At 72.5% G+C, this 26,396-nt stretch carries 28 protein-coding genes; 13 read left to right on the top strand and 15 right to left on the bottom strand.

Annotation, left to right across the window (positions count from 1 at the left end):
• Positions 1–139: 139 nt before the first annotated feature.
• From G5V58_RS14820 to sodN, 3 genes are all read right to left on the bottom strand, one after another.
• Complete coding sequence (locus G5V58_RS14820) at positions 140–379, bottom strand: hypothetical protein (protein WP_165234206.1); 240 nt, start codon at positions 377–379, stop codon at positions 140–142.
• 224 nt (positions 380–603) lie between these two features.
• Positions 604–1,398 (bottom strand): sigma-70 family RNA polymerase sigma factor, encoded by a 795-nt coding sequence (locus G5V58_RS14815; protein ID WP_165234203.1) that lies wholly within the window; start codon positions 1,396–1,398, stop codon positions 604–606.
• A gap of 205 nt (positions 1,399–1,603) precedes the next feature.
• A complete protein-coding gene (gene sodN / locus G5V58_RS14810; RefSeq protein WP_165234201.1) occupies positions 1,604–2,005 on the bottom strand; it encodes a superoxide dismutase, Ni in 402 nt (133 codons plus the stop codon).
• Positions 2,006–2,182: 177 nt separating this feature from the next.
• Between sodN and G5V58_RS14805 the strand changes: the two genes are divergently transcribed.
• The 4 genes from G5V58_RS14805 to G5V58_RS14790 are packed head-to-tail and all read left to right on the top strand — an operon-like array spanning position 2,183 to position 5,270.
• Positions 2,183–2,446, top strand: coding sequence for a S24/S26 family peptidase (locus G5V58_RS14805; protein ID WP_230486642.1), 264 nt, complete (start codon positions 2,183–2,185; stop codon positions 2,444–2,446).
• Positions 2,447–2,501: 55 nt separating this feature from the next.
• The gene (locus G5V58_RS14800) at positions 2,502–3,617 is read left to right on the top strand and encodes an NAD(P)-dependent malic enzyme (RefSeq protein WP_165239132.1); all 1,116 of its coding nucleotides are present in this window, start codon (positions 2,502–2,504) and stop codon (positions 3,615–3,617) included.
• Positions 3,618–3,627: 10 nt separating this feature from the next.
• Entirely contained in the window at positions 3,628–4,596 is a 969-nt protein-coding gene (locus G5V58_RS14795; RefSeq protein ID WP_165234195.1) for a zinc-binding dehydrogenase, read from the top strand.
• Positions 4,596–5,270, top strand: a complete 675-nt coding sequence (locus tag G5V58_RS14790) for an SDR family oxidoreductase (RefSeq protein WP_165234192.1) — start codon at positions 4,596–4,598, stop codon at positions 5,268–5,270. The genes G5V58_RS14795 and G5V58_RS14790 overlap by 1 nt, the downstream gene beginning before the upstream one ends.
• Here the strand turns inward: G5V58_RS14790 and G5V58_RS14785 are convergent.
• The 3 genes from G5V58_RS14785 to G5V58_RS14775 form a co-directional block, all read right to left on the bottom strand.
• Positions 5,267–5,782: a hypothetical protein gene (locus tag G5V58_RS14785; protein WP_165234189.1), complete on the bottom strand. Its 516-nt coding sequence runs from the start codon at positions 5,780–5,782 to the stop codon at positions 5,267–5,269. The genes G5V58_RS14790 and G5V58_RS14785 overlap by 4 nt on opposite strands.
• A 165-nt stretch (positions 5,783–5,947) precedes the next feature.
• Positions 5,948–6,442: a sigma-70 family RNA polymerase sigma factor gene (locus G5V58_RS14780; protein WP_165234186.1), complete on the bottom strand. Its 495-nt coding sequence runs from the start codon at positions 6,440–6,442 to the stop codon at positions 5,948–5,950.
• Positions 6,443–6,535: 93 nt separating this feature from the next.
• On the bottom strand, positions 6,536–8,335 hold the full coding sequence (locus G5V58_RS14775; RefSeq protein ID WP_165234183.1) for a TIGR03767 family metallophosphoesterase: 1,800 nt from the start codon (positions 8,333–8,335) through the stop codon (positions 6,536–6,538).
• A gap of 126 nt (positions 8,336–8,461) precedes the next feature.
• Between G5V58_RS14775 and G5V58_RS14770 the strand changes: the two genes are divergently transcribed.
• Positions 8,462–8,878, top strand: coding sequence for an MmcQ/YjbR family DNA-binding protein (locus tag G5V58_RS14770; RefSeq protein ID WP_165234180.1), 417 nt, complete (start codon positions 8,462–8,464; stop codon positions 8,876–8,878).
• Between the two features lie 5 nt (positions 8,879–8,883).
• On the opposite strand, the gene G5V58_RS14765 is transcribed toward G5V58_RS14770, so the two are convergent.
• From G5V58_RS14765 to G5V58_RS14755, 3 genes are read right to left on the bottom strand one after another with little or no spacing between them, the layout of a single operon-like run.
• Positions 8,884–9,159: a hypothetical protein gene (locus G5V58_RS14765; protein WP_165234178.1), complete on the bottom strand. Its 276-nt coding sequence runs from the start codon at positions 9,157–9,159 to the stop codon at positions 8,884–8,886.
• Between the two features lie 25 nt (positions 9,160–9,184).
• The gene (locus tag G5V58_RS14760) at positions 9,185–10,306 is read right to left on the bottom strand and encodes a fatty acid desaturase family protein (RefSeq protein WP_196240514.1); all 1,122 of its coding nucleotides are present in this window, start codon (positions 10,304–10,306) and stop codon (positions 9,185–9,187) included.
• 12 nt (positions 10,307–10,318) lie between these two features.
• Positions 10,319–11,395 (bottom strand): ferredoxin reductase, encoded by a 1,077-nt coding sequence (locus G5V58_RS14755; protein WP_165234177.1) that lies wholly within the window; start codon positions 11,393–11,395, stop codon positions 10,319–10,321.
• 127 nt (positions 11,396–11,522) lie between these two features.
• Between G5V58_RS14755 and G5V58_RS14750 the strand changes: the two genes are divergently transcribed.
• Both G5V58_RS14750 and G5V58_RS14745 read left to right on the top strand, forming a co-directional pair.
• The gene (locus G5V58_RS14750; protein ID WP_165234176.1) at positions 11,523–12,155 is read left to right on the top strand and encodes a TetR family transcriptional regulator; all 633 of its coding nucleotides are present in this window, start codon (positions 11,523–11,525) and stop codon (positions 12,153–12,155) included.
• Positions 12,156–12,251: 96 nt separating this feature from the next.
• Positions 12,252–12,587, top strand: coding sequence for a YciI family protein (locus G5V58_RS14745; protein WP_165234175.1), 336 nt, complete (start codon positions 12,252–12,254; stop codon positions 12,585–12,587).
• Positions 12,588–12,609: 22 nt separating this feature from the next.
• On the opposite strand, the gene G5V58_RS14740 is transcribed toward G5V58_RS14745, so the two are convergent.
• The 3 genes from G5V58_RS14740 to G5V58_RS14730 form a co-directional block, all read right to left on the bottom strand.
• A complete protein-coding gene (locus tag G5V58_RS14740; protein ID WP_165234174.1) occupies positions 12,610–13,263 on the bottom strand; it encodes an acetoacetate decarboxylase family protein in 654 nt (217 codons plus the stop codon).
• Between the two features lie 34 nt (positions 13,264–13,297).
• Positions 13,298–13,474: a DUF6104 family protein gene (locus G5V58_RS14735; RefSeq protein WP_165234173.1), complete on the bottom strand. Its 177-nt coding sequence runs from the start codon at positions 13,472–13,474 to the stop codon at positions 13,298–13,300.
• Between the two features lie 104 nt (positions 13,475–13,578).
• On the bottom strand, positions 13,579–17,313 hold the full coding sequence (locus tag G5V58_RS14730) for a multifunctional oxoglutarate decarboxylase/oxoglutarate dehydrogenase thiamine pyrophosphate-binding subunit/dihydrolipoyllysine-residue succinyltransferase subunit (RefSeq protein WP_329957581.1): 3,735 nt from the start codon (positions 17,311–17,313) through the stop codon (positions 13,579–13,581).
• A gap of 195 nt (positions 17,314–17,508) precedes the next feature.
• On the opposite strand from G5V58_RS14730, the gene G5V58_RS14725 reads away from it, so the two are divergent.
• The gene (locus tag G5V58_RS14725; protein WP_165234171.1) at positions 17,509–18,108 is read left to right on the top strand and encodes a hypothetical protein; all 600 of its coding nucleotides are present in this window, start codon (positions 17,509–17,511) and stop codon (positions 18,106–18,108) included.
• Entirely contained in the window at positions 18,105–19,037 is a 933-nt protein-coding gene (locus G5V58_RS14720) for an LCP family protein (RefSeq protein WP_230486641.1), read from the top strand. Before G5V58_RS14725 ends, G5V58_RS14720 begins: the two co-directional genes overlap by 4 nt.
• 9 nt (positions 19,038–19,046) lie before the next feature.
• On the opposite strand, the gene G5V58_RS14715 is transcribed toward G5V58_RS14720, so the two are convergent.
• A complete protein-coding gene (locus tag G5V58_RS14715; RefSeq protein ID WP_165234169.1) occupies positions 19,047–19,616 on the bottom strand; it encodes a TetR/AcrR family transcriptional regulator in 570 nt (189 codons plus the stop codon).
• Positions 19,617–19,706: 90 nt separating this feature from the next.
• Here G5V58_RS14715 and G5V58_RS14710 point away from each other — a divergent pair, with 90 nt between their 5' ends.
• Positions 19,707–20,582 carry an SDR family oxidoreductase gene (locus tag G5V58_RS14710; protein ID WP_165234167.1) on the top strand — a complete coding sequence of 292 codons (876 nt, stop codon included), beginning with the start codon at positions 19,707–19,709 and terminating at the stop codon, positions 20,580–20,582.
• Between the two features lie 11 nt (positions 20,583–20,593).
• Here the strand turns inward: G5V58_RS14710 and G5V58_RS14705 are convergent, their stop codons facing one another.
• Positions 20,594–21,181 carry a sulfotransferase family 2 domain-containing protein gene (locus G5V58_RS14705; RefSeq protein WP_230487358.1) on the bottom strand — a complete coding sequence of 196 codons (588 nt, stop codon included), beginning with the start codon at positions 21,179–21,181 and terminating at the stop codon, positions 20,594–20,596.
• 86 nt (positions 21,182–21,267) lie between these two features.
• Between G5V58_RS14705 and G5V58_RS14700 the strand changes: the two genes are divergently transcribed.
• From G5V58_RS14700 to G5V58_RS14690, 3 genes are read left to right on the top strand one after another with little or no spacing between them, the layout of a single operon-like run.
• Positions 21,268–23,388, top strand: coding sequence for an acyltransferase family protein (locus G5V58_RS14700; protein ID WP_165234163.1), 2,121 nt, complete (start codon positions 21,268–21,270; stop codon positions 23,386–23,388).
• Positions 23,385–25,505 carry an acyltransferase family protein gene (locus tag G5V58_RS14695; protein WP_165234161.1) on the top strand — a complete coding sequence of 707 codons (2,121 nt, stop codon included), beginning with the start codon at positions 23,385–23,387 and terminating at the stop codon, positions 25,503–25,505. The genes G5V58_RS14700 and G5V58_RS14695 overlap by 4 nt, the downstream gene beginning before the upstream one ends.
• Positions 25,502–25,981, top strand: coding sequence for a GNAT family N-acetyltransferase (locus G5V58_RS14690; protein WP_165234159.1), 480 nt, complete (start codon positions 25,502–25,504; stop codon positions 25,979–25,981). The genes G5V58_RS14695 and G5V58_RS14690 overlap by 4 nt, the downstream gene beginning before the upstream one ends.
• On the opposite strand, the gene G5V58_RS14685 is transcribed toward G5V58_RS14690, so the two are convergent.
• Positions 25,966–26,379 (bottom strand): ion channel, encoded by a 414-nt coding sequence (locus G5V58_RS14685; protein WP_165234157.1) that lies wholly within the window; start codon positions 26,377–26,379, stop codon positions 25,966–25,968. The two genes, G5V58_RS14690 and G5V58_RS14685, sit on opposite strands and share 16 nt — an antisense overlap.
• Positions 26,380–26,396: the final 17 nt, after the last annotated feature.

Genomic DNA, 26,396 nt, shown 5'->3' with positions numbered 1-26,396 from the left:
TGGGGTCGTGGGTGGAGCGTAGACCGTGTCCGCCGGTCATCCGAGGCGCTACCCGCGCGCGCCGCCGCCGAAACACCGGACGTCCTCCCGGTCCGGACCGCTGCGCCGTGCGCCGCTCCGAGGCGGTCGGGGACCGCTCTCAGACGCGCCAGTCGTGCGCGCCGTCCGCGGGCAGCTCCGCCCGCTCGGCGGCCCGCAGGAGCCCGATCCGCTCGATCCAGGTCATGCCGTCGGACCACGCGCAGCGCAGCGACAGGTGACCGTCCGGTTCCTCCACCGTGAGCAGCACGACCGCGCCGCACACCTTCTCGTCGGGGTCGATCTGCTGCGTGACGCCCAGCTGGTCGATCAGCTCCCCGAGCTCCCGCTCGTGCGGCACCTCAACCACTTCTTCCCGTGTCGTCTGCCCCAGATACGTCGGTGCCTCCACGGTTCCCGACCGCGCCGCGGTTCATGCACCGTCTCAGGCCCGTCGGGCCGGTCCCGCAGGCCCGGACACAGCACGACGCCCCCGGTCACAGGACCAGGGGCGCCGCGGAGCTGCGGGGCGCTGCGTGGGGCCAGGCGAGCGATCTGCGTGGTTCCGGGTGGTGCCGGGCCCCGTCAGGAGGCGACGGCGTCGCCCGCACCCAGCTCGGTGCGGAGCTGGTCGAGGATCCGCTTGAGCAGGCGCGAGGCCTGCATCTGGGTGACCCCGAGCTCGTTGCCGATCTCCTGCTGGGTCTTGTCCTCCACGAAGCGCATGTGCAGGATCTTGCGGTCGCGCGGGCTCAGGTGACGCACCGCGGGCCCGAGCATGAGCCGGGCCTCGAGGGCGCGCTCGTCGCCGTCCTCGTCGGAGGCCAGCTGGTCGATGGCCGGGCGGCCGTCCTCGGTGACCGGCACGTCGAGAGAGACCGGGCGGAAGCAGCCCTCGGCCTGCAGGGCCTCGGAGACGTCCTGCACCGGAAGGTCGAGCTGCTCGGCGATCCGCTCCGCCGAGGGAGGGGCGCCGTGCTCCTCGCCGCGGTGGTAGGCGTGGATGACCTTGGACTGGATCTCCTGCACGCGCCGCGGCGGGCGGATGGTCCAGCCCTGGTCGCGGAAGTGCCGCTTGATCTCACCGGAGATCGTCGGCACGGCGTAGGTCAGGAAGTCGCGCTCCTGGGAGACGTCGAACTTGTGCGCCGCACGCACCAGCGCCATGCAGGCCACCTGCTCCAGGTCCTCGACCGGGACGGAGCGGTTGCGGTAGCGGTGCGCGATGGCGTGCGCGACGCCGATGTTCAGCACGATGACCTGGTCGATCACCTGGTCACGCGCGGTGCCCTCGAGCTCGCTCGCCTCCTGCAGGAGTCGAGCGGTCTCCTCGCGGCGTACTGCTCGCGAGGGAGCTTCGTCAATCGCCGAGATCGTCATGGGCGGCCACCTACCCCTGCGGGGACGGCGCGGAAACCTGGTGGTTCACAATTCACCCTTCGGGGTGAGCGACACCACATCGACCCGTCAGGTCCGCCTGTCTGACGGTGTGCCCGTCCGCCCGGTTCCCGAAACCGCCCGGACGCAGGCGACGGGCCCGACCACGAGGTGGTCGGGCCCGTCGCGGGCGGAGCGGGAGCGGGGCTCAGCCCTGCTTGGTCTCCTTGAAGATCCGGTCGATCTCGTCGATCTTGTCGAGCAGCTCCTGGGCCTTGCCGGCGTCGAGCGCACCCTTGGTGCCGCTGGCCCCGGCGAGCTTGGTGGCCTCGTTCACCAGGGTGTGGAGCTCGGGGTACTTCTCGAAGTGCGGCGGCTTGAAGTAGTCGGTCCACAGCACCCACAGGTGGTGCTTGACGAGCTCGGAGCGCTGCTCCTTGATGATGATGGCCCGGGTGCGGAAGTCGGGGTCGTCGTTGCCCTCGACCTTCTTGCAGATCTCGAGGACGGACTGGGCCTCGATGCGGGCCTGCGCGGGGTCGTAGACGCCGCACGGCAGGTCGCAGTGGGCCGAGACCTCGATGGTGGGCGCGAACAGGCGTCGGAACATGCTGGTCCTTCCGGTGGTCAGATCGGTGTCGTACGTCGTGGGCTTGCGACACTACTCCGCGTGTCGCGCAGCCGTGGACCGGTACCCGAGGGCCGGCCGTCGACACCGCGGTGGGGGTTCGCGGTGGTCCGCGGGGACTCCATGCGACCCGGGCTGCGCGCCGGCGACCGGTTGCTCGTGGACCACCGCGCGACGCCCCGCGAGGGCGACCGCGTGGTCGCCCGGCTGCCGGGGCGCGGGCTCGGCGTGAAGCGCGCCACCGCCCGTCGTACGACGGACCTCGGCGAGCCCGGCTGGTGGCTGACCAGCGACGACCCCGAGCACGGCACCGACTCCCGGACCTTCGGTGCCGTCGCCGAGGCCGACGTGGTGGCCGTGGTCGTCAGGCGGATCTGGCCGCCGGGGCGCCGACGCGCTGTGCCAAACTCGCGGCGTGGCTGAACCGACCCATCCCCTCGCCGGCGACCCGGTCTTCGACCTCCACGTCGGTGGCAAGATGGAGGTCCGCTCCACGGTCGGCGTCGGCAGCCGCGAGGACCTCTCGATGGCCTACACCCCGGGCGTCGCGCGGGTGTGCACGGCGATCGCCGAGCAGCCCGAGCTGGCACGGCACTACACCTGGATCCCCAACGTGGTCGCGGTCGTCACCGACGGCACGGCGGTGCTCGGCCTCGGCGACATCGGGCCCGCCGCCGCGATGCCGGTGATGGAGGGCAAGGCGGTGCTGTTCAAGTCCTTCGGCGGCGTCGACGCCGTGCCGATCTGCCTGGACACCACCGACGTCGAGGAGATCATCGAGACCGTCGCGCGGCTCGCGCCGTCGTTCGGCGGGATCAACCTCGAGGACATCTCCGCGCCCCGCTGCTTCGAGATCGAGGACCGGCTCAAGGAACGCCTGGACATCCCCGTCTTCCACGACGACCAGCACGGCACGGCCGTCGTCGCCCTGGCCGCGCTCCAGAACGCCCTCAAGCTCACCGGCCGCGACCCGGCCACCACCCGCGTGGTCATCTCCGGGGCCGGCGCGGCGGGCGTCGCGGTGGCCAAGATCCTGCTCGAGGCCGGCATCCGCGACCTGGCCGTCACCGACCGCAAGGGCGTCCTGCACTCCTCCCGCGGCGACCTCACGCCGGTCAAGCGCGCGCTCGCCGTCCTCACCGCCGACCAGACCGGTCGTTCCGGCAGCCTGGCCGACGTCCTCGAGGGCGCCGACGTCTACATCGGCGTCTCCGGCGGCACCGTGCCGGAGGAGGACGTCGCACGCATGGCGCCGGAGTCGATCATCTTCGGGCTGGCCAACCCCGACCCCGAGGTCCACCCCGACGTCGCGCACAAGTACGCCCGCATCGTCGCCACCGGCCGCTCGGACTTCCCCAACCAGATCAACAACGTGCTGGCCTTCCCCGGCATCTTCCGCGGGGCCTTCGACGTGCACGCCACCGCGATCACCGAGGGCATGAAGCTCGCCGCCGCCACCGCGCTGGCCGACCTCGTCGGCGACGACCTGTCCGAGGAGCTGATCGTGCCCTCGCCGTTCGACCCGCGCGTCGGCCCGGCGGTCTCCGGCGCCGTGGCCGAGGCCGCCCGCCGCGACGGGGTGGCGCGACTCTAGAGTCGGAGGCGTGCAAGCCGTCTACGCCGAGTCCTTCGACCGCGACAACCCGCTCGACGGCCTGGTGGTCGGCGAGCGGCCCGAGCCCGAGGTGCCGGACGGGTGGACGACGATCGAGGTCAAGGCGGCTTCGCTCAACCACCACGACCTGTTCTCGCTGCGCGGCGTCGGCCTCAAGCCGGAGCAGCTGCCGATGATCCTCGGCACCGACGCGGCCGGCCTCGACGAGGACGGCAACGAGGTCGTGGTGCACGGCGTCATCAGCAGCCCGGGCTGGGAGGGCGACGAGACCTTCGACCCGTTGCGCTCGCTGCTCTCCGAGCGCCACCAGGGCTCGATGGCCGAGCGGGTGGCGGTGCCCCGGCGCAACGTGGTGCCCAAGCCGGCCTCGCTGTCCTTCGCCGAGGCGGCGTGCCTGCCCACGGCGTGGCTCACGGCGTACCGGATGCTGTTCACCCGCGGCGAGCTGCGCCCGGGCGAGACGGTCCTGGTCCAGGGCGCCGGCGGCGGCGTGGCCAGCGCGGCGATCGTGCTCGGCCGGGCGGCGGGCCTGCGGGTCCTGGTCACCAGCCGCGACGAGGCCAAGCGGGCCAGGGCCCTCGAGATCGGCGCGCACGAGGCCTACGAGAGCGGCGTCCGGCTGCCCGACAAGGTGGACGCGGTCATCGAGACGGTCGGCAAGGCCACGTGGTCGCACTCGGTGCGCTCGCTGCGGCCCGGCGGTCGCATCGTCACCAGCGGCACGACGTCCGGCCCGGACCTCGACGACGCCGAGCTCACGCGCACCTTCTTCCTGCAGCTCTCGGTCATCGGCTCGACCATGGGCACCCGCGACGAGCTGGCCGCGCTGACCCGCTTCCTCGACGCGACCGGCACCAAGCCGCTCATCGACCGCGAGCTGCCCTTCGCCGACGCGCGCGACGGCTTCGCGGCCATGGCGGAGGGCGACCTGTTCGGCAAGGTCGTCTTCACCCGCTGATGGCCACCCACCTGCTCACCGGCGCCGGCTCGGGCATCGGGGCGGCCCTGGCCGAGCGGCTGCTCGAGCGCGGCGACGCGCTGGTGCTGACCGCACGCAACCAGGAGCGCGCCCACGACCTCCGCGCGGACCTGCCGGGCGCCACCGTGCTCGTCGCCGACCTGGCCGACCCGGCCGCGCTCGACCGGCTCGAGCTGCCCGCGTCGCTGGACTCGGTCGTGCACGCAGCCGGCGTCGTCCAGCTCGGCCCGGTCGCCGAGCTGACCGCCGACGACTGGCACGAGCAGCTCGTCGTCAACCTGCTGGCGCCCGCCGTGCTGACCCGGCTCGCGCTCCCGGCCCTGCGCGCGGCCCGCGGCACGGTGGTCTTCGTGAACTCCGGGGCCGGCCTGTTCGCCCACCCGCAGTGGTCGGCGTACGCCGCCTCCAAGCACGGCCTGCGCGCCCTGGCCGACGCCCTGCGCGCCGAGGAGCAGGAGCACGGAGTGCGCGTCTCCTCGGTCTACCCCGGACGCACCGCCACGCCGATGCAGCAGGAGGTGCACCGCCAGGAGGGCAAGGACTACGACGCCGCCGCGTGGATCGACCCCGCGACCGTCGTGGACGCCGTCCTGCACGTGCTCGACCTGCCGGCGGACGCCACGGTCAGCGACCTCACGATCCGGCCCCGCTAGAACACCAGCCGCGGGTCCTGCAGCAGCGTCCGCACCGCGGCCTCGTCCAGGGTCCACCCCTTGCGCGGGGCGCCGTCGAGCACGGCCGTCACGAAGCCGTCCGGGCGCACCAGCCACACGCCGCGCCAGGTCAGCCCGCCGGAGGTGTAGACCTGCTCGTGCAGCGTGCCGCCCGGCACCTGCTGCTCCACGCACTGCGGGCACGCGAACGGCTCGGCGGGGGAGCTGACCATGACCAGGACCTGCTCGGCGCCCACGGTGTAGGCGGCCTGCCAGTCCTGGGCGGCGGCGAAGTCGGCGTCGGGCAGCGGCCCGGCGGTCTGGCCGTCGCTGGGGTAGACGTCGTCGGGCGTGGGCAGCGAGGGGGAGGGCCGCGGCCACGGCGGCCGCCAGCTGTTCGTCGGTGTCCGTGCCCGGCACGAAGTCGCCCGGCCCGGACGCCGGGGCCGGACCGGCCGCGGGCGGCGCGTCGTGCACCACCGAGGGACCGGGGTCGTCGCGCACCAGCGCACCGACGCCGACGGACCCGGCGCCGACCACGGCCGCCGCGGCGAGGGCCAGGCCGGCCCGGGTCGTGCGCCGCCGGCGCCGGCCGGCGCGGATGCTCACCGCCTGGTCGGGCACGCGCGGCACGTTCTCGGTCAGGTCGGTCAGGGCCTCGCGCAGCTGCTGCTCGGTCACGGGTTCCTCCTCGGTGGTGGGGTGGTCGTGAGGACGGACCGGAGCCGGTCCAGCGCGCGGGCGGTCTGGCTCTTGACCGTGCCCTCGGGCACGCCGAGCACGGCGGCGACCTCGACGACGGGGAGGTCGTCGAGGAAGCGCAGCGCGAGCACAGCCCGGTCGCGGACCGGGAGCCCGGCCAGGGCCTCGAGCAGCCCCGACGGCTCGACGCTGGGCGCCGGCTCGTCCGGCACCCGCTCGGTGGGCAGCTCGCGCCGCCCGCGGCCGGCCATGCGCAGGCACGTGCGCACCAGCGTCGTCCGGGCGTAGGCGTCGACCGCGCCCGGCTGGATCCGCGGCCAGTGCACGTAGAGCTGGGTCAGCGTGGTCTGCGCGGCGTCCTCGGCCGCCGGCCAGCTGCCCAGGACGGCGTACGCCGTGCGCGTGAGGGCATGGCGCCGGGCCGCGAAGTACTCGCAGTAGGCGCCCTCCCAGGCCGGCCCACGCGCCACGTCGCCTCCCGTCGTCCGGACCCTCCGGTCGTCCTCACCTACTCAAGAGCAGCTGGGACGCCCGGAGGTTCCGTCGGACGTGAGCTTTCTGGATCAGAGCTTGAAAGGTGTGGGCACCAGGAGCTCGACGTTGCGGTCCTCGACGGCGCCGCGGCGACCGTCCTTGCCGTCCTCCATGCGGGTGCGCTCCTGCCAGTCGTTGGCCGCGAGCTCCCGGGAGAGCGAGGCCAGCTCGATCGGCGAGGTCGGCTTGGTGGCCGGTGCCGGCGGCGCGACGTGGTCGACGATGGTGCCGAAGACCGAGAGCGTGCCGTCGCGGTTGTCGACCAGCTCGACGGTGCGCGCCTGCTGGGGCCAGTCGACGTGCGAGGCGGTGTTGACCTCCCAGAAGCCGCCGGGGGCCTTGGCGCTCTTCTTGCGCTTGTGGGCGAGCACCGAGTTGCGGTGGGTGTGCCCGTTGACCCAGAGGATCACGTTGGGGAAGCGGAGCAGCAGGTCGCGGACCTGGGGACCCAGCACCCGGCCGGGGCCGGTGTTGTTGTCCATGCTGTCGATGGTGTGGTGGGAGAACAGCACGAACAGCTTGTCCTTGCTGCCGCCCTTGACCCACTTCCCGCTCTCGTCGAGGTAGCGCCGGCTGCCCTTGATGAGCTGGGCGGTCAGCCACGCGAGCTGGGCCTGGTCGATCGAGCCCTCCGAGCCGCCGTTCGGGTTGACGGTGTCGAGGGCAATGCCTCGGACCTTGCCCTTGCCGAAGGTGTAGTAGGCGTTGCCGGTCGCGACGTTCCACGCGGTGTAGCCGTGGCCCTGCGGGGCGCCGGTCGACTTGAAGTACTCCGCGATCACCTCGCTGCGCGAGAGCGGCCGGCGGTTGGGGTCCGCGCTCACCTGGCGCGAGGGGCCGCCGAAGAGGGTCTGCAGGCCCTTCGGGTCGTTGTTGACCAGCTGGCCGGCGAGCTCGCCGACGTCGGCCCCGGGCGGCAGGTTGGTGATCTTGCGGTCACCGGTCGCGATCGCGGCGATGGCCGGGCTGGAGGGGACCGTGCCCTGCGCGAGCCCGTCGTGGTTGCCGAAGACCGAGATCCACGGCATGCCGAGGCCCTTGGCCTTGAACGGCTGGCGGCACGTGTCGAGCAGCCCCGGCACCTTCGGGAAGCCGAACTGCGCGATGCGGGTGTCGTCCGGCTGACCCGGCGGCGGGCCGTCAGGGTGCCAGTAGGCGGTGTCGTACGCCGTCTGGTCGGCCACGCCCTCGTACTTGCCCAGGTCGCCGGAGTCCGGGCGGACCGGCTGGCCGTCGAGGAGGTCGATCTGCCAGCGCAGCTCGTTGTACTGGGTGTTGTCGACGTTGTCGCCGGTGGTCACGGTGAAGGCCAGCGGCAGCCCGGTGACCGGCCCGCGGCGGACCTTGCGCAGCGCCCGGATGGTCGCGTCGGCCACGTGCGCCGTGAGCATCTCCTGCGGCCGGTAGGCGCCCTGGAACGGCAGCACGACGGCGTACGGCGAGCCCGGGTCGTCGAAGCGGTCCAGGAACTCGGTCCGCGCGGGCGACTGGGCGTCGAGCAGGTGCATGTCGGTCAGCTGACCCATGGCCAGCAGCCCGCGGCGCGCGCCGCGGCGCTCGCCCTTCTTCGTGCCCCGGACCAGCTCGCGCCGGACCAGGTGGGGCTCACCGGGGCCGACGACGATCTTGCGGTAGCCGCCCTTGCCCTTCTTCTTGCTCTTGACCAGCGTCTGCGCGAGCGTCGTGCCGCGGGCGCGCGGCTTGGCGGGCAGCACGCCGGCCGCCGCCGGGTCGACCGCACCGGCGCCGAGCGCCACACCACCGGCGACGCCGGCCCCCAGCACGCTGCGGCGCGACACTCCGCCGTCGCAGTACTCCTGCTCCTCCACCGGGGACTCCTCCCGCTCGGCACCTTGGTGTCCGGAGAGTAGCCACCGTGTGACACGGGTGTGAACCCCGGTACGGGTGAGGCGCGAGACGGCGGGCTGTCGGCGGCCGCTGCCAGACTCCGGCCCGTGCCCCGACCGCCCCGCACCGAGCCGACCGCGGAGGTGGTCGCGCGGGTGGGGGAGACCGCGTCCCGGCTGCCCGAGGCCGTGGAGGAGGAGGCGTGGACGGGCGTGCGGTGGCGGGTGCGCGGCGCGACGTTCGCCCACGTGCTGGTCGCGCAGCAGGGCTACACCTCGGCCTACCGCGAGGCCACCGGCGTCACCGAGCCGACGACGGTGCTGACCTTCCGCTCCGCGGGCGACGAGCTGCTCGCGCTGACCCACGCCGGGCCGCCGTTCTGGAAGCCGGCGTGGTCACCGACCGCGATGGGCATGGTGCTCGACGACGCCACCGACTGGGCGGAGGTCGCCGAGCTGGTCACCGACAGCTACCGCTGCTGTGCGCCACAGCGGCTGGTGCGCCGGCTCGACGCGCCGCCCTGAGCCGGCTACGGCCGGTCGTACGGCTCGTCGTCGGGCCCGTCACCGGCCCCGTCGCCGTGCCCGTCCTCGGCCGCCTTGCGCGAGGCCTCGCGGATCTCGAAGACCTCCGTGGCGAAGTCGCCGATCGCCCGGGTGATGTCGCCGACCGCGGCGGTCACGATGGTCGCGACCTGGCCCACGGTGGTGGCCGCCGCCTCGAGCGTGGACTGCACCGCGTCCTTGCCGATCTCGGCGCCGGACAGCTTCTCGCCGTGGTCGCTCTCGCCGTGCTGCTCGCTCATGGCGTCCAGTCTCGCGCGGGGCCGGTCAGGCGGCCAAGACGTCGTCGGTCGCGGTGGCCGGGCCGCTGTCCTTGGACGAGCCCGGCAGCGCCATCCGGCAGATCTTCCTGGCCACCGAGAACAGCTGCTGGGAGAGCCCGCCGGTGTTGTACGGCAGGTCGTAGCGCTCGCAGATCTCGCGCACCTCGACCGCGATCTCCGGGTAGCGCCGGGCCGGCAGGTCCGGGAACAGGTGGTGCTCGATCTGGTGCGAAAGGTTGCCGCTCATCACGTGGAAGAGCGGGCTGCCGGTGATGTTGGCCGAGCCCAGCAGCTGGCGGTAGTACCAGTGCCCGCGCGTCTCGTCCTCGCACTCGTCCTGGTGGAACGTCGCGACGCCGGCCGGGAAGTGGCCGCAGAAGATGATGTTGAAGGCCCAGATGTTGCGGACCAGGTTGGCCGTGGCGTTGCCGGCGAGGGTCAGCGGGAACAGCGGGCCGGTCAGCGCCGGGAACAGCAGGTAGTCCTTGAGCGTCTGGTTGCGGATCTTGCGGATCAGGCCGGGGTAGAGCGGCTTGTTGTCCGCGTGGCTGCGCTGGCCGGAGACGATGTTCTCCACCTCGAGGTCGTGCAGGGCCACGCCCCACTCGAAGAACAGCATCAGCAGCGTGGCGTACACCGGGTTGCCCAGGTAGTAGGGGTGCCACGGCTGGTCCTCGTCCATGCGCAGGATGCCGTAGCCGATGTCGCGGTCCTTGCCCAGGATGTTGGTGTAGGTGTGGTGGATGTAGTTGTGGCTGTGCTTCCACTGCTCGCCGGGGCACACGGTGTCCCAGTCGTACATCCGCGAGTTCAGGCCGGGGTCGCCCATCCAGTCGTACTGACCGTGCATGACGTTGTGGCCGATCTCCATGTTGTCGAGGATCTTGGAGATGCTCAGCGAGGCCACGGCGAAGGGCCACAGCGGCGGCACGTAGAACATCAGCCGGCCGGCCACCTCGAACTGCTGGCGGCGCTTGACCACGTTCCTGATGTACGCCGCGTCCTGCTCGCCGAGGTCGGCCAGGACGCGCTGGCGGATGGCGTCGAGCTCCTCGCCGAAGCGCTCGAGGTCCTCGTCGCTCAGCGTGGTGTTGTTGGACTTCATCTTCTTGGTCCTGGTGCTCATGAGTGGCTCCTCTCAGAGGTCGACGACGCAGTCGCCGACGGGGGCAGAGACACAGACACGGATCTCCTCGTCCGGCAGCGAGGACTCCTCGCCACTGAGGACGTTGCGGACCGTGCCCTCGCGCTTGAGTGCGGTGCAGGAGAAGCAGATGCCCATCCGGCACCCGAACTCCGGGGTGAGCCCGGCGGCCTCGGCCTGCTCGAGCAGCGGCGCGCCGGTGTTGGGCGCCTCGACCCCGGACCGGGCGAAGGCCACGTCGCCCTCGGCGGAGGTGCCCGAGGTGCGCGGGGGCTGGAAGTACTCCACCCGCAGGGCGGGGCTGTCGTCGTACGCGCCCCGGACGGCCTCGATCATCGGCGCCGGGCCGCACGCCCAGGTCGGGACGTCGCGGTAGCCGGGCACGAGCCGCTCGAGGAAGGCGGGGGAGAGGTTCGGGTCGCCGAGCTCGGGGTGGAGCAGGTGCACGTCGGTGCCGTGGCCGGAGCGGCGGACCTCGTCGAGCTCGGCGGCGAAGATCTGGTGCTCGGGGCTCTGCGCGTAGTGCAGGAAGGTGACCTGTCCCCGGTGCGTGCGGCGCTGCAGCGAGCGCAGCATGGACATCACCGGGGTGATGCCGGAGCCGCCGGAGACGAAGAGCAGCTGCTCGGGCACGCGGTCGGGGAGGACGAAGTCGCCCTCGGCCTGGCTGAGGTGGACCATCGTGCCCGGCCGGGCGCGCTCGACCAGGAACCGGCTCACCACGCCGTCCGGGTTGGCCCGCAGGGTGATCGTGAACCGGTCGCCCTGGCGCGAGTCGGGGCTGGAGATGGTGAAGACGCGCGTCGTGCGCCGTGCTCCGTCGACCTCCACGCCCAGCTGGACGTGCTGACCGGCCCGGTGGCCGCGCCAGGTCGAGGTCGGCTGGAGGGTGATCGTCGCCACCGGCGGGTGGCCGGGCACGTCGACCTCGCGGTGCACGTCGACGATGCGGGCGCGCACCTCGTGCGCGGCCCACATCGGGTTCACGTGCTCGAGGTAGCGGTCCACGCCCTGCGGCGAGGTCAGTGCGGCCACTGCGCGCGAGCGGAGGATGGTGTCGGCGAGTCCCACGGTGCCTCCTCGGTCATCGAGATTTGAGTGAACGCCTGTGCACTCAAACGATGCCCAAGCCGCCAGGTCACGGTCAAGCACGTCGCCGCGTGAGTGTGGACACACGTGCACCGACTAGGATGGCTCCATGTCCGAGGCCCGCGCGGAGTCGAGGGGTGAGCGCAAGGAGCGCACCCGCCGGGCCATCCTGGACGCCGCCATGCACCTGTGCGAGGACTCCTCGCTGGTCGCGCTGTCGCTGCGCCAGGTGGCCAAGGAGGTCGGGATCGTGCCGACCGCGTTCTACCGCCACTTCGACTCCATCGAGTCCCTCGGCCTGGCGCTGGTGGACGAGTCCTTCGTCTCGCTGCGCGCGATGCTGCGCGACGTGCGCCGCGGCGACCCGTCGTACGCCGCGATCGTGGACCGGTCGGTCGAGATCCTCTACGACCACGTGCAGCGCCACCGCGACCACTTCAAGTTCATCGCCCGCGAGCGCGCCGCCGGCCCGCCCCTGGTGCGCGAGGCCATCCGGCACGAGATCGAGCTCTGCGAGCGCGAGCTGGCCACCGACCTGGCCCGGCTGCCCGGCACCCAGCCCTGGTCGGCCGAGGACCTGCGGGTGCTCTCCAACCTGATCGTGACCGCGATGGTCTCGACCGCCGAGCAGATCATGGCTGCCGCCGGCCGTCCCGGCGCCGAGAAGCAGATCGTCGAGACCGCCCGCACCCAGCTGCGCATGGTGCTCATCGGCGCGCTCAACTGGCAGTCGCGCACCTGACCCTGCGGCACGCTGTCGTCCCGGGCGCCCGCCGTTCGTGGTAGTCGTGAGCGGCACCTGTCCGAAGGTGTCGCCGCCCGAGCGCAGGGAGCCCCGATGCAGTACTTCGTGTCCGTGATCGACGACCAGAGCAACTCCGGCACCGACGAGGAGATGGCCGCGATCGACGCCTTCAACGCCGACGTGCAGGCGCGCGGCCAGTGGGTCTTCGCCGCCGGCCTCGCCTCGCCCGACACCGCCACCACCGTCGACAACCGGGCCGGCCGCGCGCTGGTCGTCGACGGGCCGTTCGTGGAGACCAAGGAGTGGGTGGCCGGCTTCTGGGTCTTCGAGGCCCCCGACCTCGACGCCGCCCTCGAGCTCGCCGCCGCCGGCTCCCTGGCCTGCAACCGCCGCGTGGAGGTGCGGGCCTTCCTGCCCGAGCCGTCCTAGCCGGCCGTCCTGGCCGGCGGCCTCACCCGAAGGACATCCGGAAGCCGGCCTGCCGGAACGACGCCAGCTGCCGCGCGCCCACCAGCCAGCCCAACGGGCCGTCGGGGTTGACGTCCCAGCGCGCCCGCGCCGGCAGCGCCCGCGCGGCGCCCTGCATGACCGCGGTCCGCTCGGCGCCGCCGGTGTCCGCGATCCCCGGCTGCCACACCGTGGCCTTGAACGGCAGCCGCGGCGCCGCCCGCGACACGTCGCGGAACGTCGCGCTCGCGATCGGCGTACGCCCCTCGTGCGCCGTCCACCGCGTGGTGGACAGCGGCCCGGCGTGCACGGTCTCGAAGGAGAAGTCGCACAGGCCCTTCGGGATCGCCCACAGCTCCCGGCCGCCCGCCACCGACTCCGGCGAGTCCACCCAGATGTCGGTGATGCTCACCCGCCTCCCACGCTGGCCGCCCGCGGCCACCGGCCGGGCGACCAGCAGCTCGGCGTACTCCAGCGGGCTGCCCTCCTCGTAGGAGACGAACGCCGCGCCGTACAGCCCCGCCGGCCGCAGCTCGTCCACCGCTCGCGGCACCCGGAACAGCGTCAGCCACAGCGAGCCGACCATCTCCCACGGAGCGGCGGGGTACTCGACCCCCTCGCTGACGGTGGACGGGAGCCACTCGGTCTGCGCGGTCACGCACCCAGCCTAGGGTCCGCGCGCCCCCCGACCCTCAGTCCTCGGGGTCGTCCAGCCGCGCCAGCCACGTGGCCAGCCGCTCCACGGCGTTCTCGAACTCCGGGTGCACGTCGGTGAACTCGCTCAGCCGCTCCGCCAGCCACGCCAGCGAGACCTCCTCGTCCCCCCGCCGCTGCGCCAGCTCCTCGATCCCGCGGTCGGTGAAGTACACGCCTGCTCCTTCCGTTCGACGTCCATCCTCCCAGGCGGCAACGGACCCGAGCCCTGACGCACCGAGGGCCGGTCGCGTCAGCGACCGGCCCTCGGTGGTGCCGCTCAGGCGAAGGCGCGGGCCATGAGGTCCTTCTGCTCCTCCTGGTGCCGCTTGGCGGTGCCGACGGAGGGGCTGGAGGACTCGGTGCGCGTGACGGGCTCGACGGTGGCGTCGACGTGCGGCCAGACGTTCAGCGCGTAGTGCGGCCAGGGGCCCATGTTCTGGGGCTCGTCCTGCACCCAGCGGACGGCCTTGAGGTTGGGGTAGCGGGCGATCTCGTGCCTGATGTCGTCGAGCGGGCGGGGGTAGAGCTGCTCGACGCGGCCGATGGCGAAGCGCTCGCCGTCCTCGCGCTTGCCGCGCTCGACGGAGAGGTCCCAGGTGACGCGGCCCGAGCAGAGCAGCAGGGTGTCGACCTTGCTGGTGTCGGCCTGGGCGTCGCCGACGAACGGCCGGAAGGTGCCGGAGGTGAAGTCCCCGGGCTGCGAGGCGGCCTCCTTGCGCTTGAGCATCGACTTCGGGGTGAAGACGATGAGCGGGCGGTGCACCTCGCCGAGGGCGTGGCGGCGCAGCAGGTGGAAGTACGACGCGGGCGTGCTCGGCTGGGCCACGACGAAGGCCTCGTCGGCGGCCATGGTCAGCCAGCGCTCGATGCGGGCCGAGGAGTGGTCGGGGCCCTGGCCCTCGTAGCCGTGGGGGAGCAGCAGCACGACGCCGGACTTCTGGTTCCACTTGGTCTCGCCGGCGGTGATGTACTCGTCGATGACGCTCTGGGCGCCGTTGACGAAGTCGCCGAACTGGGCCTCCCACAGCACCAGCGCCTCGGGGCGGGCCACGGAGTAGCCGTACTCGAACCCGAGGGCGGCGTACTCCGAGAGCAGCGAGTCGTAGACGTGGAAGCGGGCCTGGTCCTCGGTCAGGTTGCTCAGCGGCGTCCACTCGTCGGCGTTGCGCCGGTCGATGATCGTCGCGAAGCGGGACACGAAGGTGCCGCGGCGGCTGTCCTGGCCGGCCAGGCGGACCGGCCGGCCGTCCATGAGCAGGGCGCCGAAGGCCAGGATCTCGCCGGTGCCCCAGTCGATCGGGCCGTCCTGGATGGCGGCGGCGCGGCGCTGGAGCTGCGGCATCACCTTGGGGTGCACGGTGAAGCCCTCGGGCGGGGTCACGTAGGCGTCGGCGATCCGCTTGAGCACCTCGGGCACCACCGCGGTCGCGGTCTCGCCCTCGGGCTTGTCGGGGTAGTCCGGCACCGTGGTCCACTCGGTCGGCGTGCTGCCGGCCTCGCGCACTTCGGTGAAGACCCGCTCGAGCTGCTGCTGGTAGTCGCGCAGGACCTGCTCGGCCTCCTCGATCGTGATGTCGCCACGACCGATGAGGGACTCGGTGTAGAGCTTGCGGACCGAGCGCTTCTGCTCGATGAGGTCGTACATCAGCGGCTGGGTGTACGACGGGTCGTCGCCCTCGTTGTGCCCGCGCCGGCGGTAGCAGACCAGGTCGATGACGACGTCCTTGTTGAACGCCTGGCGGTACTCGAAGGCCAGCCGCGCGACGCGGATGCAGGCCTCGGGGTCGTCGCCGTTCACGTGGAAGATCGGCGCCTGGACCATCCGTGCGACGTCGGTGCAGTACAGCGACGAGCGCGACGAGCCGGGCGAGGTGGTGAAGCCGACCTGGTTGTTGATGACCACGTGGATGGTGCCGCCGGTGCGGTAGCCGCGCAGCTGGGACAGGTTCAGCGTCTCCGCGACCACGCCCTGGCCGGCGAACGCCGCGTCACCGTGGACCAGCAGCGGCAGCACGGGGTACGCCGCGCCGCGGTCGAGCACGTCCTGCTTGGCCCGGGCGATGCCCTCCAGGACCGGGTCGACGGTCTCCAGGTGCGAGGGGTTCGCGGCCACGGAGACCTTGATGGTGTCGCCGGAGCCGGCCTCGAACTCGCCCTCGGCGCCGAGGTGGTACTTCACGTCGCCGGAGCCCTGGACGGTGCGGGGGTCGATGTTGCCCTCGAACTCCCGGAAGATCTGGGAGTACTTCTTGCCCACGATGTTGGCCAGCACGTTGAGGCGGCCGCGGTGGGCCATGCCGATGGTGACCTCGTCGAGGTCGGCCTCGGCGGCGGCCTCGCAGATCTCGTCGATGACCGGGATCGTGGTCTCGCCGCCCTCGAGGCTGAAGCGCTTCTGCCCGACGAACTTGGTCTGCAGGAACGTCTCGAAGGCCTCGGCCTGGTTGAGCTTGAGCAGGATGCGCAGCTGCTCCTCGCGCGGCGGCTTGCTGTGCGCCTGCTCCACGCGCTCCTGGATCCACCGGCGCTGCTCGGGGTCCATGATGTGCATGTACTCGATGCCGGTGGTGCGGCAGTAGGAGTCGCGCAGGATCTTGAGGATGTCGCGCAGCCGCATGAAGCGCCGGCCCTCGCCGCCGAACGACCCGGTCGCGAACTCGCGGTCGAGGTCCCACAGGGTCAGCCCGTGCGACTCCACCTCGAGGTCGGGGTGGGAGCGCTGGCGGTACTCCAGCGGGTCGGTGTCGGCCATCAGGTGCCCGCGCACCCGGAAGGCGTGGATCAGCTCCAGGATCCGGGCCTGCTTGCTGATCTCGTCGTCGTGCGAGGTGGCGATGTCGCTGGACCAGCGGATCGGCTGGTAGGGCACGCGCAGCGCCCGGAAGATGTCGTCGTAGAAGCCGTCCTCGCCCAGCAGCCGCTGGTGGATCCGCTTGAGGAACTCACCCGACTGCGCGCCCTGGATGACCCGGTGGTCGTAGGTCGAGGTCAGCGTCATGACCTTGCTGATGCCGTTGCGGGCGATCGCCTCGACCGAGGCGCCCTGCCACTCGGCGGGGTACTCCATCGCGCCCACGCCGATGATCGCGCCCTGCCCCGTCATCAGCCGCGGCACCGAGTGGGTGGTGCCGATGCCGCCGGGGTTGGTCAGGCTGATCGTGGTGCCCTGGTAGTCGGCGATGGTGAGCTTGTTGTCGCGCGCCCGGCGCACGATGTCCTCGTAGGCGGTCCAGAACGCCGCGAAGTCCATCTGCTCGGCGGCCTTGATCGACGGCACCACGAGCTGGCGGGTGCCGTCGGGCTTCTGCAGGTCGATGGCCAGGCCGAGGTTGATGTGCGCCGGCTGGACCAGGTTGGGCTTGCCGTCGCGCTCCTCGAAGCCGACGTTCATCTCCGGCATCGACTTCAGCGCCTGGACCATCGCGTAGCCGATCAGGTGCGTGAACGACACCTTGCCGCCGCGCGCCCGGGCGAGGTGGGAGTTGATGACGATGCGGTTGTCCCACAGCAGCTTGACCGGGACCTCGCGCACCGAGGTGGCGGTCGGCACGCTCAGCGAGGCGTCCATGTTCTGCACGGTGCGGGCCGGGGCGCCGCGCAGGACGGTGTACGTCGGCTCGTCCTTGGCGTCGGACTTCTCGGGCTGCGGCTGGTCCTTGGGCACCGGGCTGGCCGTGCCCTTGGCCGGCTCGGCCGCCTTGGACTCCGGGCGCGGCTTGGCCTTGGGTGCCGGGGTCGGCGTCGGGTCCACGTGCTCGGTGGCCTTGGGCTCGGCCTGGGCGGCCGGCTTCGGCTCAGCCTTGGGCTCGGCCTTGGGCTCGGCCTTGGGCTCGGTCTTGGGCTCGGCCTGGGCGGCCGGCTTCGGCTCAGCCTTGGCCTCCGGCTTGCTCGGCGCGGCCTGCGCCGCCGGCGCGGTGCCGTTGCCGTTGCCGCTGCCGTTGCCGTGCGTCTTGAAGTACTCCACCCAGCGCTCGTCCACGCTCCCCGGATCGGCCCGGAACTGGTCGTACATCTCCTCGACGAGCCACTCGTTGGCTCCGAACTCCTCCGGCACGGTGGCCGCAGAGGTCGACGAGGACGGATTGCTTTCGGGCACGGAACGGATCGCCTCTTCCTGGGCGCGGTGGTGGACGGCGTACCCCTCAACGTTAGTCCTCCCGACCAGCAAATACAGGGCGGGAGGGTGAGGCCGTGTGAGGCTGTGGCCATGAGGTGGGTCACCCGACGTCGCGCGGGCGGCGCGCTGGTCGTGCTGGCGCTGGTGGCGGGCGTGTCCGGGTGCGACTCCGGCGACGACATCTCCGGCGACGAGGACCAGCCGCGCTCGGCCGCCAGCCAGGCCACCGAGACGCCCGAGGTGGCCACCGTGCTCACCCTCCAGCACGTCGGGGACCGCCTGGACGCCGCGCACCGCGAGAAGGTCAAGGACGGCGTCACCCCCGTCGTGGACTCGTTCTTCGACGGCGCCTACCTCGGCGACTTCCCGCGCGAGGACTTCTCGGCCGGCTTCGCCTCCTTCACCGAGGGCGCGGCCGCCGACGCCCAGCGCGACCTCGAGCTGCTGACCAGCGCCTCGCTCTCGGACCGGATCGAGACCGCCACGGCCACCAAGCGCCGCGTCACCCTCGACGTCCTGGCCGTCGAGGGCCACGCGCGGGGCGCCACGGCCCACTTCTTCCTCGACTTCGACACCACCGGCGACCTCGAGGAGTCGCTGCGGGTGCGCGGGGAGCTCTACCTGACCAAGCAGGACGGCGTGTGGTCGGTCTTCGGCTACGACGTCGACGAGCCGGAGGTGCTGGCGTGAGCACGGACGCCCGGACCCGTCGTACTCCGCTGTGGCGGGCCGTCCGCCTGGTCGCGCTCGGCGTCGTGCTGGCCGTCTGCGCCACGCTGGCGCCGTCGTCCTCGGTCAAGCCGACCGACCTGGCCCTGGTCAAGGTCAAGCGCGCCACCGCCGTCGACGTCAGCCCCGACGTCGTGTGGATCATGGCCGTCGGCTCCGACGCCCGGCCCGGCGAGGACATGACCCGCACCCGCGGGGACGCGCTCCAGCTGATCGGGATGGACGTCAAGACGGGCGCGGCCGCCGCGATCGGCGTACCCCGCGACTCCTGGGTGGACATCCCCGGGGTCGGCAACGACAAGATCAACGCCGCGCTCTACTACGGCGGCCCGCAGCTGCTGGCCCAGACCGTCGGCGACCTGATCGGCATCGAGCCGGACTACGTGTTCGTCACGCGCTTCGAGAAGTTCAAGAACATGGTCAACGGCATCGGCGGCATCGACGTCGACAACCCGATCTTCTTCAGCGACACCTACCTCAAGCCGCAGGGCTTCGAGGCGGGGGAGCAGCACCTCAACGGCTACCTCGCCCTGGCCTTCTCCCGCATCCGCAAGAGCCTGCTGCGCGGCGACTTCGACCGCTCCGCCAACCAGCAGCGGGTGCTGCGCGGCATCCAGGCCAAGATCCGCGAGCGGGCCGGTCGCCCCGGCTGGCTCGAGGACGGCGTGCTCTCGGCCATCCAGAACATGGCCACCAACGCCTCGCCCGTCGAGCTCTACCGCCTGGCCCGGGCCGCGGCCGCGGTCAAGCCGTCCAAGATCACCACCTGCGTGCTGCAGGGCGGCATCGGCGACATCGGTGGGGCCAGCGTGGTGCTGCCCTACACCGACCAGGCCCAGCGACTCGGCGAGCGGGCCCGCGACGACGCGACGCTGGAGTCCTGCGACTGAGGGCCCGGCTCAGAGCGCCGTCGCGGCGGCCTTGAGCTCCTCCAGCGCGCCCAGGGCGTACGTCGCCAGGTCGGTCCGCCCGTCGCTCCCGGACCACTGGCTCCAGCCGTGGTGGAAGGCGAGCACCCCGAGCTCGCCGGCCAGGCGTGCGGTGACCTGCGGGACGCCGCGGGCCTCCAGCGCCTCGGTCAGCGCGACGGCCAACCCGACGCTCTTGAGCGCGTCGCGCTCCTGGAGCTCGGCGCTCGCGGCGACGGCGGCCTTGAGCCGCGGGCCCAGCTCGCGGTTGAACGACGTCATCTCCCCGGACACCTTGCGCAGCGCGGCCGCCACCGCCTCGAGCGGGGTCGCACCCTCGGGAGCCTCGGCCACGCCCTCGGTCAGCAGGGCGCTCAGGCTCTGCTGACCGGCGACGAGCACGTCGCGCTTGTCGGGGAAGTGGCGGTGGAAGGTGCTCTTGGTGACGCCGGCGCGCTCGGCGATCTCGGCGACCGTCGTGGCGTCGTAGCCCTGCTCGGTGAACAGGTCGACGGCGGCGAGCACCATCCGCTCCCGCGCACCGGGCTCCCACCTCGCCATGAACCCATCCTAGTGATGCGACACTTGTCGCATCGAGTGCTACGGTGATGGGACAACTGTCGCATCACTACTCGAGCCCCTGGAGGCACGATGCAGGTCTTCGTCACCGGCGCCACCGGCAACATCGGCTCGGCGGTCGTCGCCGAGCTCCTCGCCCACGACCACACGGTCCTGGGCCTCGCACGTTCGGAGGCCTCGGCCGCCACGCTGCGCGGCTGGGGCGTCGAGCCCGTGGCCGGCGCGCTCACCGACCTCGACGCGATCCGCGCGGCCGCCGCGCGGGCCGACGGCGCGGTGCACCTCGCGTTCAGCAACGACTTCAGCAGCCCCGAGGCGCTCGCCTCCGGCATCGAGGAGGAGACGGCGGCGATCCTGGCCGTCGCCGAAGCCTTCGGCGGCACCGACAAGCCGTTCGTGGTCTGCTCCGGCACGCCGTGGATCCCCGGCCGCCCCTCGACCGAGGAGGACCCGCTGCCCACCGTCGGGCCGGTGGCCGGCCGGGCGCTGACCGTCGAGAGGGTGCTGGCCACCGACGGCCTGCGCGCCAGCGCGGTCCGGCTGCCCCGCACCGTCCACCAGGGCGGCCAGGGCGGCTTCGCCGGCCTGCTCACCCAGATCGCGCGCGACACCGGCGTCAGCGGCTACCCCGGCGACGGCACCCAGCGCTGGCCGGCGGTGCACTCGGCCGACGCCGCGTCGCTGTTCCGGCTCGCGCTGGAGCAGGCTCCGGCCGGTACGTCGTGGCACGCGGTCCAGGACGAGGGCGACGCGGTCAAGGACATCGCCGAGGTCATCGGCCGGCGCCTCGGGCTGCCGGTGCGTGCGGTGCCGGTGGAGGAGTACGGCCCGATCGGCGAGGTCTTCGCCATGGACCAGCCGGCCACGGCAGCCCACACCCGGGCCGCGCTGGGCTGGGCGCCCACCCACCCCACGCTGCTCGAGGACCTGGAGCTGCTCCAGCCCTGAGTCACCCCGAGTCAGCCGGCCCGCTCGTAGACCTCGAGGTCGCGGGCGAAGAACTCCTGCAGCCGCGCCCGCGTCGCAGCGTCCACCTCGCCCTCGCGGGCGGGGGAGACGTTGGTGGGCTCCAGGACCGGCCGGTCGATGCCCAGCCGGTCCGACATCCACGCGGTCATGGCGTCGAGGTGCTCGTAGCGCCACAGCCGGTCGACGATGACCCGCCCCTGGGCGTCGGTGACGAAGTTGCTCGACGTACCGAGGGTGACCTCGCCACCGACGAGCCGGTCGGCGAACTCCGCGAAGCTCCAGTCGCCGGTGTAGTTGGGCTGGCCGGCCGCCTCCGGCCGCGCGCGGTACTTCCACCACGACACCGCCCGGTCGATCGGGTGCCGGACCAGGCAGGTCGTCTCGTACGACGGGCGCGGGTGGCCGTACTGCTCCAGCCAGGGCGCCAGGACGGACTCGAAGGTCGAGGCGCTCATGTGCTTCATGCCCGGCGGCTGGCGGAACAGGATCATCGCGTGCCGGGCGAAGTGCCGCTGCAGCACCGTGGACCCCGCCTTGGGCATCGAGAGGAACACGAAGCCGCGGTCGGCGAAGCACATCACGGCCTCATCCTCCCCCAGAAGGCGCGCGACGCCGCGCCGCGCGAAAGCGGGCCGAGTGGGGCCACGCACCTACGATGCTGGGCGTGCAAGCGGGTTTCCGGCCGGACATCCAGGGGCTCCGGGCCCTGGCGGTCCTGCTGGTCATCCTCGACCACGCCAAGATCGGCCCGTTCCACGGCGGGTTCGTCGGCGTGGACGTCTTCTTCGTCATCTCCGGATTCCTCATCACCGGCCTGCTGGTCTCTGAGGCCGAGCGCACCGGGCGGGTCTCGCTGCTGGGCTTCTACGCCCGCCGGGCCCGCCGGATCCTGCCGGCGGCGACCCTGGTCATCGTCGTCACCGTCTGGATCGGCACCCGGCTGCTCAGCGGCGTCGAGGCCGACGGCGCGGTCAAGGACGCGCTGTGGGCGACCTTCTTCCTGGCCAACTTCAAGTTCGCCAGCGACGGCACCGACTACTTCCAGAACGAGAACCCGCCCTCGCCGCTCCAGCACTACTGGTCGCTGGCGGTCGAGGAGCAGTTCTACGTCGTCTGGCCGCTGCTGGTCCTCCTGCTGTGCGTGTACGCCACGTGGCGGGCCAAGCGCAGCTCCGGCCAGCGCAGCCTCGGCCCGCGGGTGCGCGACCTGGGCGTCTCGCCGCTGGTCGTCATCATCGGCATCTCGTTCGCCTACTCGGTCTCCTACAGCACGACCGACCCGGTCTCGGCGTACTTCTCGCCGTTCACCCGCGCCTGGGAGCTCGGAATCGGCGCCCTGGCCGCCTGCCTGACCACGCGCCTGATCCTGCTCAAGCCCGGCGTGCAGGCCGCGCTGTCGTGGGGCGGGCTCGTCGCGGTGGCGGTGGCCTCGCTGGCCTTCGACGGCACCACGGTCTTCCCCGGGTACGCCGCCGCGCTGCCGGTCGTCGGGACCGCGGCCCTGCTGGCCGGCGGGCTGCGCCCGGCCGGGTGGGGGCCGCAGCGACTGCTCTCGATCAGGCCGATGCGGCTGGCCGGCGACTGGTCGTACTCCCTCTACCTCTGGCACTGGCCGGCGCTCATCATCATCGGCGAGCGGTGGGGCTGGGACAGCGGGTGGCGCGGCGCGGTGGTGATGGCCGGCGTCGTGCCGCTGTCGGCGCTGTCCTACCACTACGTCGAGAACCCGCTGCGGCGCGCGAAGCTGTTCCGGGTGCGCCGGATGCGCGGGGTGCTGCTCTACCCGGCGGTCGTGGTGCTGACGCTCCCGATGCTCGCCGCGGCCAACAACGTGGTGCAGAACGAGGTCAACGGCGGCGGCCCGCCCATCCTCGTGCCCGAGTCGGTGGCCCAGGACCCGCAGCAGGACCAGGTCGTCGCGCTGGTCAAGGCGTCGATCACCGCGGCCCAGGCCGACCAGGACGTCCCGGGCGACCTCAAGCCGCCGATCCTCCAGCTCGGCGAGGACATCCCCGACCTCGGCGAGTGCCAGTACTTCAAGATCAATGAGGACCGCCCGCTCTGCCCGCGCGGTGACACCGACGGCGACAAGACGCTGGTCCTCATCGGCGACTCCCACGCCCGGCAGTGGGTGCCGGCGCTGGACGAGCTGGCCCAGCGCTACGGCTACGTCGCCTACTACCTCATCCGCGAGGGCTGCCCGTCGTCCGACGTGACCCCGTGGATGGTGCACGGCGGCCCGAGCACCGACTGCGCCGCGTTCCAGGACTGGGCGCGCGAGCAGGTCGCCGACCTGCAGCCGGACGCGGTCTTCCTCGGCTCGGAGGCCAACCGGCGCGGCTTCACCAGCGACGACGACGAGCTCGTCGACGACGTGCCGACGATGGCCCAGATGTACCAGGAGGGCATGGAGCGCGAGATCGACTACCTGAGCCCGCACGCCGGGAAGGTGACGATCATCGGCGACCCGCCCGCGGTCTCCGAGGAGCCCGGCCCGTGCCTGTCCGAGCCCGGCGCGACCCTCGGCTCGTGCCTCATGACCGAGGACCCGGTCTCGCTCACCTTCATCGACTCGCTGCGCCAGGCCGCGGCGGCCAAGGGGGTGCCGTTCGTCGAGACCGGCTCGTGGTTCTGCTCCGACGGGCTGTGCCCGAGCGTGGTCGGCGACTACATCGCGCACCGCGACCGCACCCACATCAGCCGCAGCTACGCCGGCTTCCTCACCGACGAGCTCGAGGCGCAGATCCACCTCGACCCGGCGTACGTCGCGCCGGGCGCGGCGTGAGCGCCGCGCGCCCCGCGAGCGTGGTCAGCAGGGCCCCCCAGCTCGCGCACCGCGACGACGTCCAGGGGCTCCGCGCGGTCGCGGTGCTGACCGTGATCGCCGCGCACGCCTCCGTGCCGTTCCTCCCTGGCGGCTTCGTCGGCGTCGACGTGTTCTTCGTGATCTCGGGCTTCCTCATCTCCCAGCTGCTCTTCCGCGAGGTCGAGCGCTCCGGGCGGGTCTCGATCCCCGGCTTCTACGCCCGCCGGGCCCGGCGGATCCTGCCCGCGGCCACCCTGGTCACCGTCGCGACGGTGGCCGCGTCCGCGATCTGGCTCTCCGCGATCGACCTCAAGACGGTGGCCGAGGACGCCTTGTGGGCGACCTTCTTCGCGGCCAACATCCACTTCGCGGCCGTCGGCACCGACTACTTCGCCCAGGAGGAGCCGCCCTCACCGCTGCAGCACTACTGGTCGCTGTCGGTGGAGGAGCAGTTCTACCTCCTGTGGCCGGCGCTGCTGCTCGTCCTGGTGCTCCTCGCGCGGCGCCGTGCGCTGCCGCGTCGGCTCGTGCTGGCCGTGCTCGGGGTGCTGACCCTGGCCTCGTTCGTGTGGTCGGTCGTGTCCACGTCGTCGGACCCCCTCGCGGCGTACTTCTCGACGCCGGCGCGGGCCTGGGAGCTCGGGCTCGGTGCCCTCACCGCGCTGGTCGCCGTACCGCTCGCGTCGCGGCTGCCCGCGGCCGTGCGCGGGGTGCTCTGCGCGGCCGGGCTCGGCCTGATCCTGGCGGCCTGCCTGGCCTACTCCGACGCCACGCCGTTCCCCGGCTGGCAGGCGGCGGTGCCGTGCGTGGGCTCGGCGCTGGTGCTGCTCGCCGGCGCGGCGCCGGGCCCGACCCAGCCGCTCCCGGTGCGGCTGCTCGGCGTACGACCGATGGCCGTGGTGGGGGACTGGTCGTACTCGCTCTACCTCTGGCACTGGCCGGTGCTCATCATCGCCACGCGCAAGGTGGACCCGCTCGGCCTCTGGCGCACGCTGCTGTGCGTGGCGGCGGTGTTCGTGCTGTCCGCGCTGACCTACCGCTTCGTCGAGCAGCCGTTCCGCTCGTCGCGGCGCTTCCCGACCCGGCGCGCGCTGGCGCTCTACCCGGGCGCCGTCGCGCTCGTCGTGGTCGGTGCGCTGGGGGCCAACTGGTACAGCGAGTACTCCACCGGTGCCTTCGAGGACAACCCGCCGGTGACGCTGTCGAACTTCGGGGTCAAGGACCCCGGGTCCTTCGACCTGTCGAAGGACAAGACCGTCGCGCTCGTCCAGGCCTCGGTCATCGCCGCGCGCCACCACATGGCCATCCCCTCCGACCTGAAGCCGGACCTGCTCACCGTGCGCGACGACGAGCCGGACGTGGGGGAGTGCGACTACGAGGCCGACTCGCGCCAGCTGTGCCCGCGGGGCGACACCTCCGCGGACCGCACCATCGTGGTCTTCGGCAACTCCCACGCGCGCATGTGGATCCCGGCCTTCGACGAGATCGGGCAGCAGCTCGGCTACCAGACCTACTACTTCGTCAAGCCCAACTGCGCCGCCACCCTCGTCACCGTCGGCGAGCTCGTCCCCGGCTCACCCGCGTGGCCGCAGTGCGACGACTTCCGCACCTGGGCGCTCTCGCAGATCGAGGAGCTGCACCCGTCGCTGGTCGTGGTGGCCTCGTCCGGACCCAACCCCGTCCTCTACGACTCCGACGGCACCCGGATCCCCAAGGCCGGCATCCCCGGGGCGGTGCAGGCCGGCTACGAGGACCTGTTCGACCGGCTGGAGACCACCGCGGACCGGACCGTGCTGATCCGCGACGTGCCGAAGTCCACCGACCTGCCCGACGAGTGCCTGACCAAGAAGGGCAACGACCTGGGTGACTGCCTGTTCAAGCCGCTGCCGGCCTCCACCGAGGACGCCGACCTCTCGGTCGCGGCCGCCCAGGCCACCGGCACCGAGGTCGTCGACTCCACGCCCTGGGTGTGCTGGGACGGCCAGTGCCCGGCCGTCGTCGGCGACACCCTGCCCTACCGCGACCGCGGCCACCTGACCACCGTGTACGCCGCCTCGCTGGCCGACGAGCTCGCGAGCGCCATGGGACTCACGTGACGCTGGTCCCCTTCGCCGCCGACTGCGCTCCGCTGGTGGTCGGCTGGTGCGGCGCGTCGCCGTACTCCGCGGAGTGGGTGCCCGTCGGGCGCACCGCCCCCGAGGTGGTCGCGGGCTGGCTGGACGACCCGGACATCAGCGGGCACCTGCTGCTCGGCGAGGACTCGGTGCCGGTCGCCTACGGCGAGGTCTGGCTCGAGCCCGACGGCGACGAGGCCGAGCTCGCCCACCTGGTCGTCGACCCGGCGCTGTGCGGCCGCGGGCTCGGCGCCCACGTCGGTCGGGCGCTGGCCGCGACGGTCCCGCCCGAGCGCGCCGTGTTCCTGCGCGTGCACCCCGACAACGTCGTGGCCCAGGCGTGCTACCGCTCGATCGGCTTCGCCCGCGTCGCCGCCGAGGACGAGGCCGCCTGGAACGCCGGCCAGCCCACGGCGTACTGGTGGATGCGGCTGGACGACGCTCAGCGCTCCCGCTGAGCCTGCTCCAGCGCCGCCAGCCGCGCCGAGATCTCCTCGAGCCGCCGCAGCAGCTCGTCGTCGCGCCGCTCCTCCAGCCGCTCGCTGGACTGCACGTCCTCGCGGATGAACACCGCCGCCAGCGCCGCGCTGGCCAGGGACAGCAGCAGGAACCCCGTCACCATCAGCGCCACCGCCACGAACGACCCCGCCACCGTCTCCGGCGGCCCGTGCAGGAACCCCGCCGTCGTCATCAGCGTCACCGCCCACAGCAGCCCCTGCCCGAAGCTGCCCACGGTGTCGGACTCCAGCGCCGCCCCCGCCCCCGCGCCCGCGGTCAGGACGCACAGCCCGGCCAGCGACCCCACGATCAGCCAACGACGGCGCACCGGCGCGCGCCAGGGGGACGACGTGCTCACGAGCCCGAACCTACTCA

Source organism: Nocardioides anomalus (genome assembly GCF_011046535.1).
Classification (GTDB): Bacteria; Actinomycetota; Actinomycetes; order Propionibacteriales; family Nocardioidaceae; genus Nocardioides; species Nocardioides anomalus.
Note: the sequence above shows the minus strand (reverse complement) of the source record. Positions and strands in the feature narration are given on the sequence as shown.